Raw genomic sequence first — 17,821 nt, 5'->3', positions numbered from 1 at the left:
TCCTTATGCCTCTTCGATACAGATTGCGATATCTTTTACTTCGTAAATTCTTAAGCCATCTTTGCTTAAGTTTGCGTCACCAATAATGATGCGCTTGCCGTTTTCATCTTTCACGGCGCTGATATGCACGTCTAATGACATTTGCTTGTTCAGCGGGTTAATTTGACCGCGATACTTCCACTTTATGTCAGATAAAATCTGGCCAAACTTCGGATTGGTAAAGCCTTTACCTAAGTCTTTACTGATGGCGTAAGTTTGCATTAACTCGATAATAGCTTCAACGCCTAATGAGCCAGGCATAACCGGATCTTGATGAAAATGGAACTGGAAGAACCAATCGCTTGGGTCAATGGTGCGTGAACCCGATAGGTAACCTAGACCATTTTTACCGCCTTTATCAACGATTTCAGCTTTGTCGATAAAGTTAAGCTGACCGCCAGCTAAGCGATAATGTGGCTGGTTAGCAGGGGCGTGGAATACCCGCGACTGCTTATCGAGTAAATCGACAGTAATATCAGCGGCGACATTATTATCAATATGCCAAGGATGAGTAATACGGCCGTTATCAATCCCTAATTGGTTTTTAAGGGCGTCGCCTTTAAAGTAACCAAATACTGCGCTGCCTTTATAAAATGGCTCGCCATCAACACTTAATTCAAAGGTAAAGCTTTGAATGATGTTACTACCTGCAATCACGGTGGATAATAACTTTGAGTCATTGACGATAGTTTTACCGCGTAAATCAACATCACGTAATAGCTCACCGCTACCATCTAGGTTACGGAAGAATAACTCTTGGCCCGGGAAACCTAGTGTGGTGCCCATATAGCCTGAGATAAAGCCGTTAGGTTGCAGAGAAATTTCCATTAATACCGAGTAAGGCATCACTGAAGCGTGGCTGTTTTTTGTAAAGTACCAAGCGTCTGCAGGCACTTCGTATTCAGCGATACACGATGACGGCTTTTTAAGTTCGCCACGTTTACCTTGAATATCGACCACTCGCGTAGTGAGCTGCAAATCGCCACATGGGGTACGTGGTGGTATAAAGCCGCGGTAAATGCTGAAGTCTGGGCCAAAACAGTTTTCAATGTTGCCGGTTGCAAATTCGAACATGTGGTATGGCGTAAATGGTAGCGTATCAGGGCTGCGGTTTGGGTAATCAGGAATAAGCGGCGCTTCAACATGTTGCAGCGGAATCACGCCTTTATTGGTTGCTGCAGATAGGTCAGGTATTTGTGACATTAACGGTGCATTTTTTGATGCTTGGCCGCTAGCTTTACTCGTCTCAGTACTCGAAACAGTCGCAGTGTCGTTAATAACAGTATCGTTAATATATCGCGCGCACTCGCTCTCTTCTTTAAGCATCACACCCAGATTTTGGAAATCAACCACAGCTTTACCGTTAAGCAAAATATCAATATTGGCTTTGGCATATGGGCGAGGGTGAATACCAATCTCAGTCACTTCCATGCGGTAAGTCAGTTCACCGTGTTGTGGCAGAACTTGACCACGACAACGCACTTTTTGCGAGGCATTTTCAAGTGGCTGGAAACGACCATTTTCAACTAAGGTGTGCATACCAATATGCAGCATGAAGAACTGCAGTAATTGACCACAACCTTCAGCCATTAGTGAGCCAGCCATGACTTGGTCGCCCTTAAAGTGACACGGGAAATACCAGTGATCAGGTGCCAGTGTTTTATGACCTTCAATGAAGCCTAAGCCCCATGCGCCGCCATGAACATCTAGATTGCCAACTTGCTCAATCATTAAGAATTTTTCAGAGGCGAAGCATAATGAATCTTGCTTACCTGAAGCCAGTTGATGGTTTTGATGCTCACCAGCAAAACAAGCGCCGATATCGGCGTGCAGTAAGTTATGGATTTGACCATAATCAAACTGGGTTTGAGCGCAATGCAATAATGGCTCAAAACGTGGCTTATTCGGGTTGTTAAACGCATCTTCACGCAGTTTAATTTCATCTTCGGTGCGAATTACGCCTTTACCATCATCAAGTTCTTGGTCAGTAAAGAAGCCTGCACAACCACCGTCCATTTTCAGGATCATCTTATCGCCAACAAAACACTCGTAAGAGAAGAAGAATAATAAGGTGTCGCCATTTTTAGCGAAATTATTAATCTTAATGTCATAACGAAGCGTGTCGCCACCACGTGGTAAGTCGTCTAAAAAGGTCAGCGTACAATCAAGTAAACGATAAACGCGCTCACCTTTGTTTTCAAAATCAATGCCCAAGTAACTGATCAGCATTAAGTCACATTGACCAGATTCAACCGCGACAGCCCAAGGTATTTGGCCATCAACTAAATAGGGCGCATCAACTGGGATATCATATTCAGTGGTCATTGAACATGGCTTATATTGGTTCATGGTGGCATCTAATTTAGTGACGCGCGAGACCAATAAGTAATCAGTGGTAGGCAGGCGTACGCGGCGTGAGTAGTTATCAATAACAGCGTAATCAGGACCAAATACCTTGGCGATGTCGCCTTCAGCGTATTCAACTAAATCAGCATAATTCCAGATACATGGCTTATCCGCAGGGATAGGCGCGATATAAGGTGGCACACTGGCATGATTTGGGCGCAGTGTCGGCGCGACTGCGACTGCGACTGCAACTGGCTGAGCTAGCACGTTTACTGCTTGAGTCGGGGCGCTTTGTACTGGTAAAGCGTACGACTGACCATTGGCCTGCGCAAGTTGCTGCTTCATCAGTGCATCAGCAACTTTCAAACCTTCATTACGGCTTTTTAAGAATGCCAGTTGCGCTTGATGTGCTAACCACTGGTTTTGTTCAAAAGCAGTTAGATGTGCTGGCGGAACTTGTGCTTGAGCTTGTGCAAGCGAAGGTGTTTGCACTGAAGATGCAGGTTCCTGTTTAGCAGGACTGAACTGGGTAGAACGATCTGAAAACGGCATAGGGGACTCTATTATTGTTGATGGTGAATTCACCATCGCTTGTTTAGTCGTTGAAGTATTTTGCTGCTCACTCATTTGAGGTGCTTCAAAATGTCCTCGGCTCGTCATTGCTGTGACAGCAGCAGACGCTAAGGGTTTTATTTGGGCTGTTTTAGCTCGGATGCTATTAATCTCAGCCAGTGGCGCATCGACAATATGTTGGTAAATATCGCGGCCACCAAGGCTAACTTGCTTAACTAAGCTGAGCTTCTTGGCTGTTTGCTGCTGGATATCGATGTCTAAACGCTGCTGACTCGCACCTTGTTGCTGTGAAGTTTGACTCAGCAATAGCTGTGAACATTGGTTTTCACTCAATGTGGCTATGATTGCATGTTGAGGCTCTGCTGCGTTATTGAGAGCAAAAGACTTAGGCAGTGCTAACAAACCATGTAATAAACTGGCGATTCCAGATGCAGCAAAGGTATGGCCAATACAAGATTGAGCAGTAGTGCTTAGGGACTGGCTAAACAACTGCGATAAGGCTTGCGAAGCCTTGATGCTTGACGTGTTTAAACAAGCAGGTGCTTGGTTTAATTCTACTAATTGAATATCCGTACTAGTTAACCCTGTTTGAGTCAGCAAGGTATCAGCGATTGAGCCGATTTGTTCACTATAACCAAATTCAAGGCTTTCAATGGTGCCGTAACTGCCAGCAAAGCCAGATGCATTTATATCTGAATCAGTCATATCTTGATCAGAAAGCGCGCCTAGGGCTTGATGGATCAAATCTATATTGGAAGCATTTGCTGTAGCGGCTTGTAATACGATTGCGCCAGCACCTTCACCAATTGATAAGTTCTGCTTACTGGCACTAGCTTGAGCAAGCGAGGCTGTCTTTAGGACGATATTCTCAATGCTACCTGATAAGTCTACTGCAGCAATAATCACTGCATCCAAAGGCTCTTGGCGAGATTCCATCGCCAGTAGATTTTGCGCCACATCAATACAGCGGTTAACCGATTGCTCACCGGCAGAAATCGTGAAAGCAGGGCCATTGAAGTCCCAAAGTGATGAGATGCGCGATGCCATAATATTACCAATGAAACTGGTATATTGATTTAACTTCGCCGCATCTAACACGCTATCCATCGCAATGGTTTCAAGGGCTTGGTATTCAGACTCTGACAAGTTAACGCCATGAGCTTTAAGACTTGCCGCTATTTGCGTATGCAAGTTAACGCGTCCACGGAATTGATGTAATTCAAGCTCTGTTTCCATGGCGACAAGCACAGCAACCTTACTGCCTGATTCAAGCTTGGCGTCATGAATGGCTTCATCTGCGACTTTCATTAATAGCAGTTGTTGCGAGATTAAGCGGTCATCTTCATTTGGCGGCACTTTGAAGCGCAAGAAGTCAAAATCAAACTGATTGATGTATGCCCCTTTGGGCGCGGCTTCACCTTCAAGGTTAATACCAAACTGTGATAATAATTCTGGGTGTTTATCTAAGCCTTTCCAACGTTGTTCAGGCAGGGCTGTAAATGCCGATTGTTTAGCATCAATCGCTTTAGCAAAGGCATTAATACTTGATAGTGGCCCGAAATGAGCCGCCATACCGGTAATGTGCATTGGCGCTTGGGCATTGATTGTAGAAGCTTGACTCGTAGAAGCATTAGTCTTCGAATCAATCGTTTGAGCTTTACCTTGATAAGACTCAATTAATAAATGCGCGTTACAACCACCAAATCCAAATACCGAGACTCCCGCATGGCGAGCATTATTCCCTGCCTTATCAGGCCAAGGCAGTACATCACTTGGCAAGTTAGTGTTACCAAAAGTACTGTTTGGTGAATTGATGGGTGCGCTGACATTGATACTCGGTGGTAACACGCCTTGGCGCATGGCAAAAATCATTTTCATGATCCCTGGCATACCGGCAGCCGTTAATAAGTGACCTAGATTTGATTTAGCCGAACCAATTAATGGCGTATTAGTGCCATTAAGCTTATCTTCAAAGAAGCGCTCCATTGAGGTCAGTTCAACTTTATCACCTAGTGGGGTTCCCGTTGCATGGCACTCAATCACTTCAATGTTGGCAGGGCCAAAGCTTTCATCATGCATCGCTGCATCAGCATAAGCACGTTCAAAGGCTTTTACTTGGCCGTCGCTATTTGGGCTTAGTACAAATTGACCTTTACCGTCATTAGATAGTCCAATACCGCTCACTAAAGCGTATATATGGTCACCATCACGCTCTGCATCTTCAAGGCGTTTTAGTACTAATACGCCAGCACCTTCACCAGCAAACAGACCTTTTGAATTACTATCAAAAGGCGCTGAAATACCATGATCTGGGTAAGCGTGGAATATGGAAAAACCCATATTAATAAAGAATGGGTCGGCACCTGATACAGCGCCCGCTAACATCATGTCAGCTTTACCAGTATGTAAGTAATCACAGGCAAGTTTTAACGAGTAAACTGAACTAGCACAGGCTGCATCAAGGCTTAATTGCGCCGCGCCTAAACCCAGTGCATCAGCAACCAGTTTGGACGCGTTATGGGCAATGGCACCATTTGACAGTGATGCTGGGATTGGTTGTTGATTAAAGCCTTCACTATCAAATGATTGTAAATTGAAGTTGGGTTGCTGCAATTTATGCTGCAAGGCTTTTTCAACTGCGCTGTGATATAGCGGTACAAATAATTCATTTGATTTTGCGGTTGGGAACGACAAGGTTCCCATGACAATACCGGTGCGATTAAGCGTTAGATTGTGCTCAGCGTTATTAATATCTACGCCGGCATCAACCAGTGCTTTACGGGCAGTATCGGTAGCCCATAAAAAGCTGTCGTCTAAGCCGCTAAATTGCTGCGCTGGAATGCGGTATCCTTCAGCATTGAAACTGAAGTTTTGAATGTAGCCGCCTTTGTCGCAATAAAAACGGTCTGACTCACCTTGTACACCCTGATAATCGGCCGGATTAGCGTTCAGTTTTTGACTGCTAATGGTGCTACGAGAATCTTTTTTATCCAGCAGGTTTTGCCAAAATTTAACCGGCGTGTCAGCGTCAGGATATTGGGTGGCTAAGCCGACGACTGCGATTTTAGGGACGCTGCCAGCGTTATTTTTATTAGCATCGCTATAGGCAATATTTTTCATATTCGATTGAGAACTCAAGATTGTTCTCCTTCTAATTGTGGGGCTAAAGTAGCATCCGCTTGAAGATTGTTCACTTCAAACTTAAGTGTGCTAGCCAACAAATTCGCTAACCCTTGTGTAAGGCAGGTCAGCGAAACAGGTGCTTTGTGGCTGATAAGCTGGGCAATACATTTAAGCAGCGCAGTTTGATCGTCTCCACCTTTGGCATTGACGGCAATGGCTTGGCAAGGCTCTGAAACTGTAGGACTTGTGCGAGCAATTTTATCAATCAAGGTGGTTGTTTGGCGATCTGCACCGATTTCAACAAAAAGTTTCGCGCCTAATTTACGTGCGTTGTTAACCAACTCAGTAAAGTTAAGCGGCTGACAAAAGGTGTCAGCGATTGAGGTTGCAATATCAAGGCTGCTGACATTAATCGGTTGTGAACTTGCTGCGCTGATAAATTTTATCTGTGCAGTTTGTTCAAGCTGCTCATTGTGGTGAAGCGCTTGTTGATAGAATTGAGCCACTTCGCGATGAATTAGCATGGCTGGCGCAGTATGCATTGCGGTCACGCGATTTGCTGCAATGCCGCGTTTGCCGATTTGTTTTAGCAGCGCTTTACAACTGGCTTCACATCCTGCCAGCACGCAAGTATCACCTTGAATGATAGCGAGATAACAACGAGGATATTGGGTTAAAACCGCTTCAATATCGGCAGGGGTTGCTCTAACAACAAAACTATTCCACACAATATCGTCAGCTTGGTTCAACTGCCATGCCTTGCGCACACAATCTAAACGACCTGAAATATCTGTAGTGAAAATAGAACTGGTTTGAGTTGCCTCAATCATACTGTGGGGATGCTTCCAAATACCAAGGCTTGCCCACATAGACGCTTCGCCCATGGAGTAACCCATGGCAAAGTCGGGCTTAACGTTAAAATATTCGGTCAGCACTTTGGTTAAGATATAACTTGCACCAACACCTGCAATTGCAAGCTCACCCAAACTCATATCAGTGACTTTAGCGTTATCAGCATAAATGCTATCCGCCTGAAGCATGGCTTTTACATCACCATCACGCTCTAACTGAGCATATAAGTCAGGGAAGAAGCGCGGCAGTTGACTGAACATCTGTGGGTATACAGTGCCGACACCAGGATAGACGAAACAAAGACCATTCGTGCCTAATGGCTCATTGGCCGTAAGCATCAAACAGCTACCTGATGGGGTCTTGTATTCAACTTCCGATGGCGAGCTTGCTAATGTATATGAAGTACTTAGCATCGCCAACATGGCTTCAATCTCGCTGCATGCAGTTTCAATTGAATTGCCCATGATCACCGCAGCTTTTGCTGCTTGGTGATCAAACTGGTTTAGATTGTTCAACATCAGTGCTAACAGCGTGCTGTGGTTGACATTGATTGCTGCACTGGTATTTGTATTAATAATAGCGTTTAACTGGCTTTGTAACTGCGTTAGTTGCTGCTGTATACCTGAGACTGTGCTGGCAGATGTTGGGAAAAACAACCTAGTGTTATCCAGTAATGAGCTTGCCTGAGCAAGTTCAGTTCCCTGAACGAATACCACTGCGTGTTGCATTTCGGCTTCAATAAAATTGAAACTGGCGACGCGGCTTTGGTGCATTTCACTAAACCAATACTGTTTATTCGTACTGTTATTCTCACAGTTGTTTTCAGTCGGTAAGCTACGAGTCGCAAGGTGGCCAATCAACTGAATCAGTTCAAAAAATTTATCTTTATAGCTAGTGCAATGAGTCGCATCGATTTGAGTTGGACTAACATGAGCCCGTTTGGCTTGAGTGAGTGCTTGTTGCACGGCATCTGATAACTCGTGGCCTTCGCCCATACCGGTTAAATAGGCATGGGGATGACACCGATGTTTTGCTGCAACAATGGCTGGCATCATTAACAAGCGGTATGGCAAAGCTGGATGGCTTAGCAATACCGTTTGTTGTTGCTCAATACGTTCAATCGCTTGAGCTAAATAGTCGCGAAAACTCATGTTTAAGTTTGTGGCGGTAGTTGATGTGCCATCTAATGACGACACATCAATTTCAAGCGGGATGGCTGTCGCGCCTAATGTTTCAGCCAATGAACAAGGTTTGATAGCAGCAAATGCATTGTTATTTGCATGCAAGGAACCATTAGCTCCATTAGCAGCTTGCGCCAATGATGCAGCATCATTGGCAATCAGTTTTAAGGCGATGCGCATGCTTTTTACTGATGCAACTTTTGTTGGCTCAGGCTTTGACATCACAGAAGTTGATTGATTGCTCACACCGACTCCTGCAAATCAGCAAGTGCTTTAGCCGGGGCTAAAAAAGCCTCATTCAAGCTTTTGCTAATGGTTGTTTTTGCCGCTGTCATGGTGCAACTTAAGCGACCATCTTCATGGTAAAGCGCAATGTCAGCAGTCAAAGAGCGACTAGTACTTTTTACGACATTAAGCACTAAATAACCTTGGTCATTTGATGCAAATGGCGCATAAGTGGTTAGCTCACCAATGGTTGATGGCAAACTTGCTGCGTCATGCTTTATTCGTGCCCACACTAGCATTGCTTGTAGCAGTAGATCTTCTGCAAATGCCTGACTACCACCGATTTCAAGTTGCGCTTCAAAACCTAAACAATCAGTTTGTTCAATTTCTGGTAAGGTCACTTTACAAATAAGCTGGCTATCATTAGCAACCAATACTTGCTTGATCCCTTGTAAACGTGGGCCATGAAATAAGCTGCCGTTTGAATAAAGTTCACTGTCAGTACTAATGGCCTTGTTGTTTTTAACCTTATCAATGATTGACGCTAACTGAGCCATTTTATCGGTTGCTGTAGTGGCAACTTCATTAAGTAATGCACTGTTAACGATTAAGTTCGCTTGGTATTGCGGTCTTAATAACGCGTTAGCATCACTGTTACCGTCAAGTACTCGGCTAGAAATCAATGCTTTTAAGCCTTCAGCGGTTTCAGTTAACTGCAGGGTTAACTCTTGTGGCTGGGCCGACTCAAAAATAATGCCTTTAAGTAACTTATAATCTTTGGTGCTTACAGGTAAACCACATAGCTTTTGCGCTGTTTCACGCATCCATTGTATGGCGCACACTGTCGGCAGTACTGGATTACCCGCGATGCAATGATCTTCAATGAAGGGCATTGCAACCGGATTAAGTACTCTTACAACAGATAAGCTGCGAGGCTTATCTGCTGCAGTTGCACTGTTAGATACAGTATTTAAAAAAGATAATGTCAGCGAACTCTCAGCATTTAGCGCAGAGTCCGCATTAAGCTTTTTTACAGCTGAACCAGTTGCTTGTGCTGAAGAATCTGAACCTTGCATGCTCGAACCAATCAGCATTTGAACACCGGTTTCAGATAACAGACTGTGGGCAAATAAGTTTGCGCCTTTATCTAACGGAATAACGTAAACGCCACGTTCAACAAACATCTTCTTCAATGCTGAGCTGACCATTCCGCCATCCCAAGGGCCCCAGTTAAAGCTCATTACTTTGGCTTGCGGATAGTTATTGGCAAGTTGTAATGCGGTTTTATTGAGGATCTCATTGGACATTGAATAGTCACTTTGTCCGGTGTTGCCGTAGAAACCAGCAGCAGATGAAAACATAGCAACCAGCTTTAATTTACTGGCATCAATGGCATTAATGATACCTGCAAAGCCGGTGACTTTAGTGCCGTATACACGACCTAATTCAGCTAAGGTTTTGTCTTGGATATGCTTATCAGCCAATACACCTGCGCCATGAATGATGCCGGTAATTGATTTGAAAGCTGAAAGCGATTGCTTAATGGCATCATCTGAGCTGACATCCATACTGATATATTCAGCACTTGCGCCCACTTCTGTGAATGCTACTAAGGCGCGGTCAATTTCTAAACTACTGGTAATTGGCCATACTAACGCGTCAATTTGTTTTGGCGTTGGCTTGTTACCTTGAGATTGAATAAAACCAATTGCAGCCGCTTTTAATTCTTTAGCTTGTTTGCCTTGCGCCCATGTTGGCAAGTTTGCCCCAAGGTGTTGGCTACGGCCTGCAAGGATAAAGTGAGACTTTGTCTGTTTAGCAAGTGTAAGCGCACATTCAAATGTAACCCCCTTAGCACCGCCTGTGACTAACACAGTATCATTGCTATCAAGGGTAGTAGTTTGATAGCGCGTTTTCGCGGTTGTGGTCACTGTTAATGTATGACGGCCTTCGCTACTAATACCTACCTCAACAATCTGATTGGCAGAATTAACATCAAATAACTCAGCAATAACGGCATCAGCAAGGTCCACAGCTTCAAAGCTTGGGGCGATATCTAATGCTCGACAAAACACTGTTGGCCATTCATGGCTAAGGGTTTTGCTTAGACCTGAAAGCGCTGCTTGATTTAACTCTGCAGTGGCGAGTTCATTACTGTTTAAGTAACCAAAACCACCATCAATACGACTTACCGTCATAAAGCTTACACGTTCAGTTTTTGCTAATTCGGTAAAGCTTTTCTGTAGGTGCTTAGCCATTAAGAAAGCTTGTTCAACAGCAACAAAACCTGCATCACTTAGCGGCATGACATTGTTCGCAGTGGCAAGTTGTGGTTGTAGGTGAACAAAACCAGCCACTTTATGGGCTTTACTGATTTGTGCAATGACATCACTAATCGCGTCATCATTTACAGCCGTTAGGTTGTAACTTTTGATATCACTGCTTAGCGGTGATTGTGCGCTAGTGACTGATTCTGGACTACGAATAACGGCGACGGTTAGGCCTGTTGCGGTGAGTTTTTCTGCGAGAACGCCTGCGTTATGACCATCATCATTGATGACGATACACGCGTCTTTTGAAAAACCATCAACTAACTTATCCGCCGCTGGTAGCTTTTTTAGCGCGACTTCCTGATGTGGAGGTAAGTCAGTTGCTAATTCAGATACTGTAGTCGCTGTCGTGTCAGAAACTACATCAGCTGATAGCTTGCTGTTTATAGCGCCTGTGGCGAGTTTAGAGTTCATATAAGATACGATTTCACCAAGCGTGCGACACTCAGCTAAATCTTCTGGGTTAAGCTCTGGTAAACCTGGTAGCTCGTCTTGTACCGTACCAAGAATCTCTACGCGCTTGATAGAATCGATACCCAGATCTGCTTCCATGTCCATGCTAAGTTCTAGCATTTCAGTTGGGTAACCAGTTTTGTCAGCAACCACTGACATCATGGTGCTTTGTACTTGTTCTGCACTTAAACCAGAAGCGACAGGTGCCACTTGAGCTGCAGTTGCTGACGCAGTAGCAGAACCAACTGGTAACTTAGAGTTCATATAAGAAACGATTTCACCAAGGGTACGGCACTCAGCTAAATCTTCTGGGTTAAGCTCAGGTAAGCCTGGTAGCTCATCTTGAACAGTCCCTAAAATTTCTACACGTTTGATTGAGTCGATGCCTAAGTCTGCTTCCATATCCATGCTAAGTTCTAGCATTTCTGTTGGGTAACCAGTCTTCTCTGCAACAACTGACATCATAGTGCTTTGAATTTGTTGGGCGCTCAAGGCTGTCTCAGCGGATAAACCAGAAGCTACAGCAGCGGCAGAAATCGCTGGTGATTCAGAGCTCATAGCGCCTGCGGCTGGCAGTTTGCTGTTCATGTAAGATACGATTTCGCCAAGGGTACGACACTCAGCTAGATCTTCTGGGTTAAGTTCAGGTAAGCCTGGTAGCTCATCTTGTACTGTGCCTAAAATCTCAACACGTTTGATCGAATCAATACCTAAATCCGCTTCCATATCCATGCTAAGCTCTAGCATTTCAGTTGGGTAACCGGTTTTTTCAGCAACCACTGCTAGCATGGTATTCAATACTGTTTCAGCCGATAAACCTGAAACGACATTAGAAGCAACTGGCGCAACTGAAGCTGTAACGGCTCCAGCGGCAGGCAGTTTAGAGTTCATGTAAGATACGATTTCGCCAAGAGTACGACACTCAGCTAAATCTTCAGGGTTAAGTTCAGGTAAGCCTGGTAGCTCATCCTGTACAGTGCCTAAAATCTCAACACGTTTGATTGAATCAATACCTAAATCCGCTTCCATATCCATGCTAAGTTCTAGCATTTCAGTTGGGTAACCGGTTTTTTCAGCAACCACTGCTAGCATGGTATTCAATACTGTTTCAGCCGATAAACCTGAAACTACAGCAGAAGCAACTGGCGCAGCTGCAGCTGTAACGTTTCCTTCCGCTGGTAGCTTAGAGCCTTCAGCGGGTAACTTAGAGCCTTCAGCGGGTAACTTAGAGTTCATAGCGCCCGCGGCGGGCAGTTTGCTGTTCATGTAAGATACGATTTCGCCAAGGGTACGACACTCAGCTAAATCTTCTGGGCTAAGCTCTGGTAAACCAGGTAGCTCATCTTGTACCGTGCCTAAGATTTCAACACGCTTGATTGAATCGATACCTAAATCCGCTTCCATATCCATGCCAAGTTCTAGCATTTCAGTAGGGTAACCGGTTTTTTCAGCAACCACTGCTAGCATGGTATTCAATACTGTTTCAGCCGATAAACCTGAAGCTACTGGTGCGGCTTGAGCTACTGAAATTGCTGGTGGCGCAGAGTTCATAGCGCCCGCGGCTGGTAGTTTACTATTCATATAAGCTACGATTTCGCCAAGGGTACGACACTCAGCTAAATCTTCTGGGCTAAGCTCAGGTAAACCAGGTAGCTCATCTTGTACCGTGCCTAAGATTTCAACACGCTTGATTGAATCGATACCTAAATCCGCTTCCATATCCATGCCCAGTTCTAGCATTTCAGTGGGGTAGCCAGTTTTTTCAGCAACCACTTCTAACATAGTGTTCAAGACTGTTTCTGCTGATAAACCAGCAGGCATTAATTGCACTGGAGCTGCTGACGCTGAAATAGGTTCTGCAGTAACGGTTCTTGCTGGTGCTAATGGGGCTGTTACTTTTGCTGCAGGCTCTTGTGCTATCTGTGATTGTGTTACCGGAGCTTTTGCTACTGGCGCTGCAACAGGCGCAGGTACTTGAGTTGGCGTTTGAACTGTCGCTGTTGCTGCAACAGCCTGAGTCATTGCTGGAGCTGCTGTTGTTGCTACTGTCTGCGGCTGAACTGGCAGCGAAGTGCCTGTTAGCATAGCAAGGGCAGACTGGCTTGATTGTGCTTGCTGCTCAAGGAACAATGTATGGCTTTGTAGTGTTTGTGCTTGATGCTGGTGGAATAGCTCCATTGAGCGCTGTAAGCTCTCTGGAATAGCGAGTCCTGCCGCAACCATTTTGCTTTGCTCTGTCATCAGGTGAGTAAAGGTATCACCGTATTGTTGAGGAATAGCCAAGAACTGCTGATGTAAGTTTGCAGCTTGTTGCTGGGCATTGAAAAATGCTTCTAAGCTACCAGTTCCTGCAGCAGGTTGCGCTAGTGCATTGCCAGCTACAGGCGCAGTGGTTACTGTATTGCTAACAGCTGGTGCGTTGGCATTGGCTGAGGCCACTTCAATATATTCAGTTTTTATCACTTCTTTTTCCACAATCTTTTCTACGATTTTCTCAACTGGCTTTTCAACAATCTTCTCAACGATGGTTTCAACCACTTGTGATGTTACTTGGCCTGTCGCCAATGATTTTTCCATTTTTGCAAGGGTTGGCGCGCTAATATGGTTCGATGCATTCAGTTTGACGTTCATGCCTTTAGGTTTAGCAGGCGCTGCAATGTCAGCTTGGTATGGATCAATTTCAGTCAAGGGTGCGCCCAATACACAAAGTTGCATAGCAGCAATGCGAAGCTGGGTATCACTATTACCTTTAGGATTCGGGTTTATGCTGACAACAGAAACTGACTCAGCTTTATCGCCCAAGGTGGCTTGTACCAGTTTTTGAAGAATGTTCTTAGGACCAAATTCAACAAATACCCGTGCACCCGCGTCATACATATTATTTAGCTGATCAGTAAAGCGCACTGATTGCAGCATATGTTGCTTGAATGCCGCTTTAATTGATTTAGCATCTGTTGGGTGTTGCTCACCGCTAGCATTTGAGAACAAGGCCACTTTACTTGCGCTAAATTTGGCTTTATCGATCGCTTTAGCAAATGGCTTTTGTGCATGACCCACAAGCGGAGTATGGAAGGCGCCAGATACTGGCAGTGCAATTGCTTTAAAGCCTAATGCGCTAATGGCTTTAGCCGCAGCTGCGCAACTTTCAGTAGGACCTGCAATAACAAGCTGAGTCGCTGAGTTGTAGTTAGCCACTTTTACGCCATCAAAATCACTGATGCAGCTTTCTAATTTTGCGATATTTTCAGCATTGGCCGCGTCAGCATCATTTGCTGGCAAGATAATGGCGTACATGGTGCCTTTATCAAGTGCATTACCGTCTTTATCAACAGCAGATGCTGCCATTGACTCGCCGCGTGCAAAAGATAATTGGTAGTAGTCATCATTAGAGATAACACCCGCTGCACATAATGCAGAAAGCTCACCAAAGCTGTGACCCGCAAACATGTCAGCAGCAAATCCTGCTTGAGTGAATAACTGGTATTGACTCATGCTGACGACACCAATGGCGCTTTGGGCGTTATCAGTGCTCGTCAGTAACGCTGCTTGAGCCTCTTTATCTGCTTTTTCAAATGCAGGGATTGGAAATAAGACTTGTGAAAGCGGCGTTTTGTTAAAGCTAGCGAAGACTTTATCAGCCTTGTTAAGCTGCTGACGCATTTCTGGGAAATGACAAGCGACTTCAATACCCATGTTTAAGTATTGAGAACCTTGACCTGCAAATAAGGCTGCAACTTTAGCTGACTTGTTACCTTTAGCGGCAGTATTAATTAAAGCGGCTGAGCGGTAGCTAGTGCCTGAAGGCAATTGCCAAGCATCACTGCTTTGGCTTTCAAGCTGTTTTAATGCCAATTGTAATTGAGCCGTTAGCTCTGCTAAATTCGCAGCAACTAAGCCTAAACGTGGCGCGTTTACATCTAATGTTCTAACGGCATATTGCTTAGCGATGCGGGTAAGTTCAGCTTGAGCAATACTGGTGTTGTCAGTATCAGTTAGCTTAGCGATGGCAGCGATTAACGTGCTAACTTCAGTTTGAAGTGCCGCTTTATTATCGGCGCTAATTAACACACTTTGAGGTACTTGGCGTTGACGGTATTTCGCATCACGAGCATGTTCTGCTGTGTATTCTTCAAGCACCATATGGAAGTTAGTACCGCCGAAACCAAATGAGCTAATACCAGCACGACGCGGGGTGCCATCAGGGCGCGGCATCCAAGGACGGGTTTCGGTATTTAAGAAAAACGGCGAATCTTCAACATTTAGTTTGGGATTAGGCTTAGACACGTTTATGGTTGGTGGCAGCACTTTATGATGCAGGGCTAGGGCTGCTTTAATGACTCCTGCCGTGCCAGCTGTTGACTTAGTGTGACCCACTTGAGACTTAACTGAACCTAAAGCAATGTGTTGTTTAGTGTCATTAAACTCGCCAAAAACGGACTTAAGACCGTTAAATTCAGCTACGTCACCTGCAGCAGTACCTGTACCATGTGCTTCAATTAAACCAACAGTGTGAGGCTCAAAACCGGCATCATCATAAGCTCGTTTTAATGCTTTTGCTTGGCCTTCTGGGCGTGGCGCATAAATTGATTTAAATTTACCATCTGATGACGCGCCCACACCTTTAATAACAGAGTAGATTCTATCGCCATCACGTTCAGCATCTTCAAGACGTTTCAGCGCCACCATGCCGATACCTTCACCGATCATCATACCTTTTGAATCGATATCAAATGGTTGAATGGTTTCGTTAGTGGTAAATGCAGGCGTTTTAGAGAAACTCATATACATAGAAGGTGAGTTATCAGTACACACACCACCGGTGATCATCATTTCACTGCGGCCTTCAACCAGCTCTGTTAATGCCATACGCATAGCGGCTAGTGAGCCTGCACATGCTGCATCAACCACACAGTTCATGCCACCTAAATCAAAGCGGTTAGCAATACGACCAGCGATAACATTACCTAAAGACCCCGGGAATGAGTTTTCTTCCCAGTGAACATATTGGTCTTGGAATTTCTTGATCAGCATATCGCTGTCTGCATCACTTAAGCCGCTACTTTTAAATACCTTTTTCAGTACAGGATATTGTAGGCGCGCAGTTAGGCTAGCATTGATTTTTTGACCGCCGCCCACGCCGAGTGTAATACCGATTTTATCGGTGTCATATTCAGGTGTTACACCCGCATCGGCAAGCACCTCTTTGGCGATAACCAATGATAATAATTGTGAGGTGTCAGTGAGCTCTAGGATATTTGGCGGTAGGCCAAACTCCATAGGGTTAAAGTCAACGTCAGGGATGAAGCCACCGCGCTTACAGTAACTTTTATCTGGGGTTGTTTTGTCTGCATCGAAGTAATCTTCAGGGCGCCAGTGCGACTTAGGTACTTCAGTAATGGCATCAATTTTTTCACTGATTAAGTCCCAAAACTTATTCAAGTAACGCGAATTTGCAAAGATACTTGCCATGCCGACAATGGCGATAGGCATATCTTTAAGACGCTTATTGAGTCGTTTGTCTTCAACTAACTCTTGTGGGGTCGGTTCTTGGCTCATTTTGAGTCTCCGTTGTTCAGTCTATCCATAGCTGAATTATTTGTAGAGTGTGCTGCTTCCGAAGCATGCATGGTTTTAGCGCCCGGGAAGCGAGCTAAAAAAGTGTGGTAATTTTTTACGAGTAATTTTCTTAAATGAAACGGGCCGTGCTTTAACACATAAGCGATATAGCGATTAGTCGCTTGGGTATGGCTGTCTTGATAGATGTCGAGATAAACCCAGTCAGTTGCGAAATCAACACCCAGTAAAATCGAGTAACTTTCTTTATCCGTTAATTGTGGTGGAATCGTCAGTGACACCACTTGCACCACATTGTCTTGAGTGGCTTCAGGTAAGGATAAGGTTTTGGCTAAGGTTTCTGGGTTCAAAGTATAAGTGGCGACATCAGTGCCTTGAACAATAGGTAACTGGTTGAAATAGCGCTCGGGCACATAGGGGCTTTCGAATTCATCAAGCTTTGATACCCCGTAGCGTTTTAAGCAGCGGGCAAGCCCTGAGCGAGAGACATCCTTATTAATAAACTGCTGGGTTACCTTAAGCAGTCTGTCCAACGGCATTTTTAATTGGTAGCGCAAACCGATCACCACATACTCTTCCATTGGCGACAATGTGGTTTTGAGGTGATGTGGCGTGGTGGGGGTATCGCTGACAGAATCACGCTTACGCCACTTTCTCACGGTGGCCTCTGAAATATTGAGGATTTTAGCTAATTGGCTCACGCTAAAGTCAGACGTTTGAATGAACTGACGCATTTCAGGGGTGGTGGTGGCATTACGGTGACGCACCACTGGCGTGCTAGTGTCTGTCGTCACTGATTTCTTTATCGCAGCTTTTGCGCTTGGCTCTGCTGTCATTTATATAATGCTACTGTCATTAAGGCTTAACCTTGGTCTGTATTTTTGCAATACAATCTGTTGGGACTAGTAAAGATGAACAATAGTTAATCTTCATAATCATCGTTTTAGCACAATCGAGCAAGCAGAGTACCTGAGGTTTCGGGTCGATACAATCACCCGAGACTGATTATTCACAGATCAGACCATAACTAGCGAGCAGTTGTAAGCTCAAATGAGTATTTGTTATGAAATTTAATTGGTGAGTTAAAGCCTGATCTAGGTCAACTTTTAATCATAGTTACAGTTC

General features: G+C 44.7%; 4 protein-coding genes. All 4 read right to left on the bottom strand.

What is annotated here, in order from left to right; translation table 11 throughout:
* Positions 1-3: 3 nt before the first annotated feature.
* Genes Q4546_RS07485 through Q4546_RS07470 form a run of 4 tightly spaced genes read right to left on the bottom strand, consistent with a single transcriptional unit; the run spans position 4 to position 17,532 of the window.
* Positions 4-6,078, bottom strand: coding sequence for a beta-ketoacyl synthase N-terminal-like domain-containing protein (locus Q4546_RS07485; RefSeq protein WP_303446059.1), 6,075 nt, complete (start codon positions 6,076-6,078; stop codon positions 4-6).
* 14 nt (positions 6,079-6,092) lie between these two features.
* Positions 6,093-8,360 (bottom strand): PfaB family protein, encoded by a 2,268-nt coding sequence (locus Q4546_RS07480; RefSeq protein ID WP_303446004.1) that lies wholly within the window; start codon positions 8,358-8,360, stop codon positions 6,093-6,095.
* Complete coding sequence (locus Q4546_RS07475) at positions 8,357-16,678, bottom strand: type I polyketide synthase (protein ID WP_303446003.1); 8,322 nt, start codon at positions 16,676-16,678, stop codon at positions 8,357-8,359. Before Q4546_RS07475 ends, Q4546_RS07480 begins: the two co-directional genes overlap by 4 nt.
* On the bottom strand, positions 16,675-17,532 hold the full coding sequence (locus Q4546_RS07470) for a transcriptional regulator (protein WP_241901113.1): 858 nt from the start codon (positions 17,530-17,532) through the stop codon (positions 16,675-16,677). Before Q4546_RS07470 ends, Q4546_RS07475 begins: the two co-directional genes overlap by 4 nt.
* Between the last annotated feature and the right edge of the window lie 289 nt (positions 17,533-17,821).

It is taken from the genome of Shewanella sp. 4_MG-2023, assembly GCF_030548015.1.
In the GTDB taxonomy this organism is placed as follows: Bacteria; Pseudomonadota; Gammaproteobacteria; order Enterobacterales; family Shewanellaceae; genus Shewanella.
This window is presented reverse-complemented; position numbering and strand designations above follow the sequence as displayed.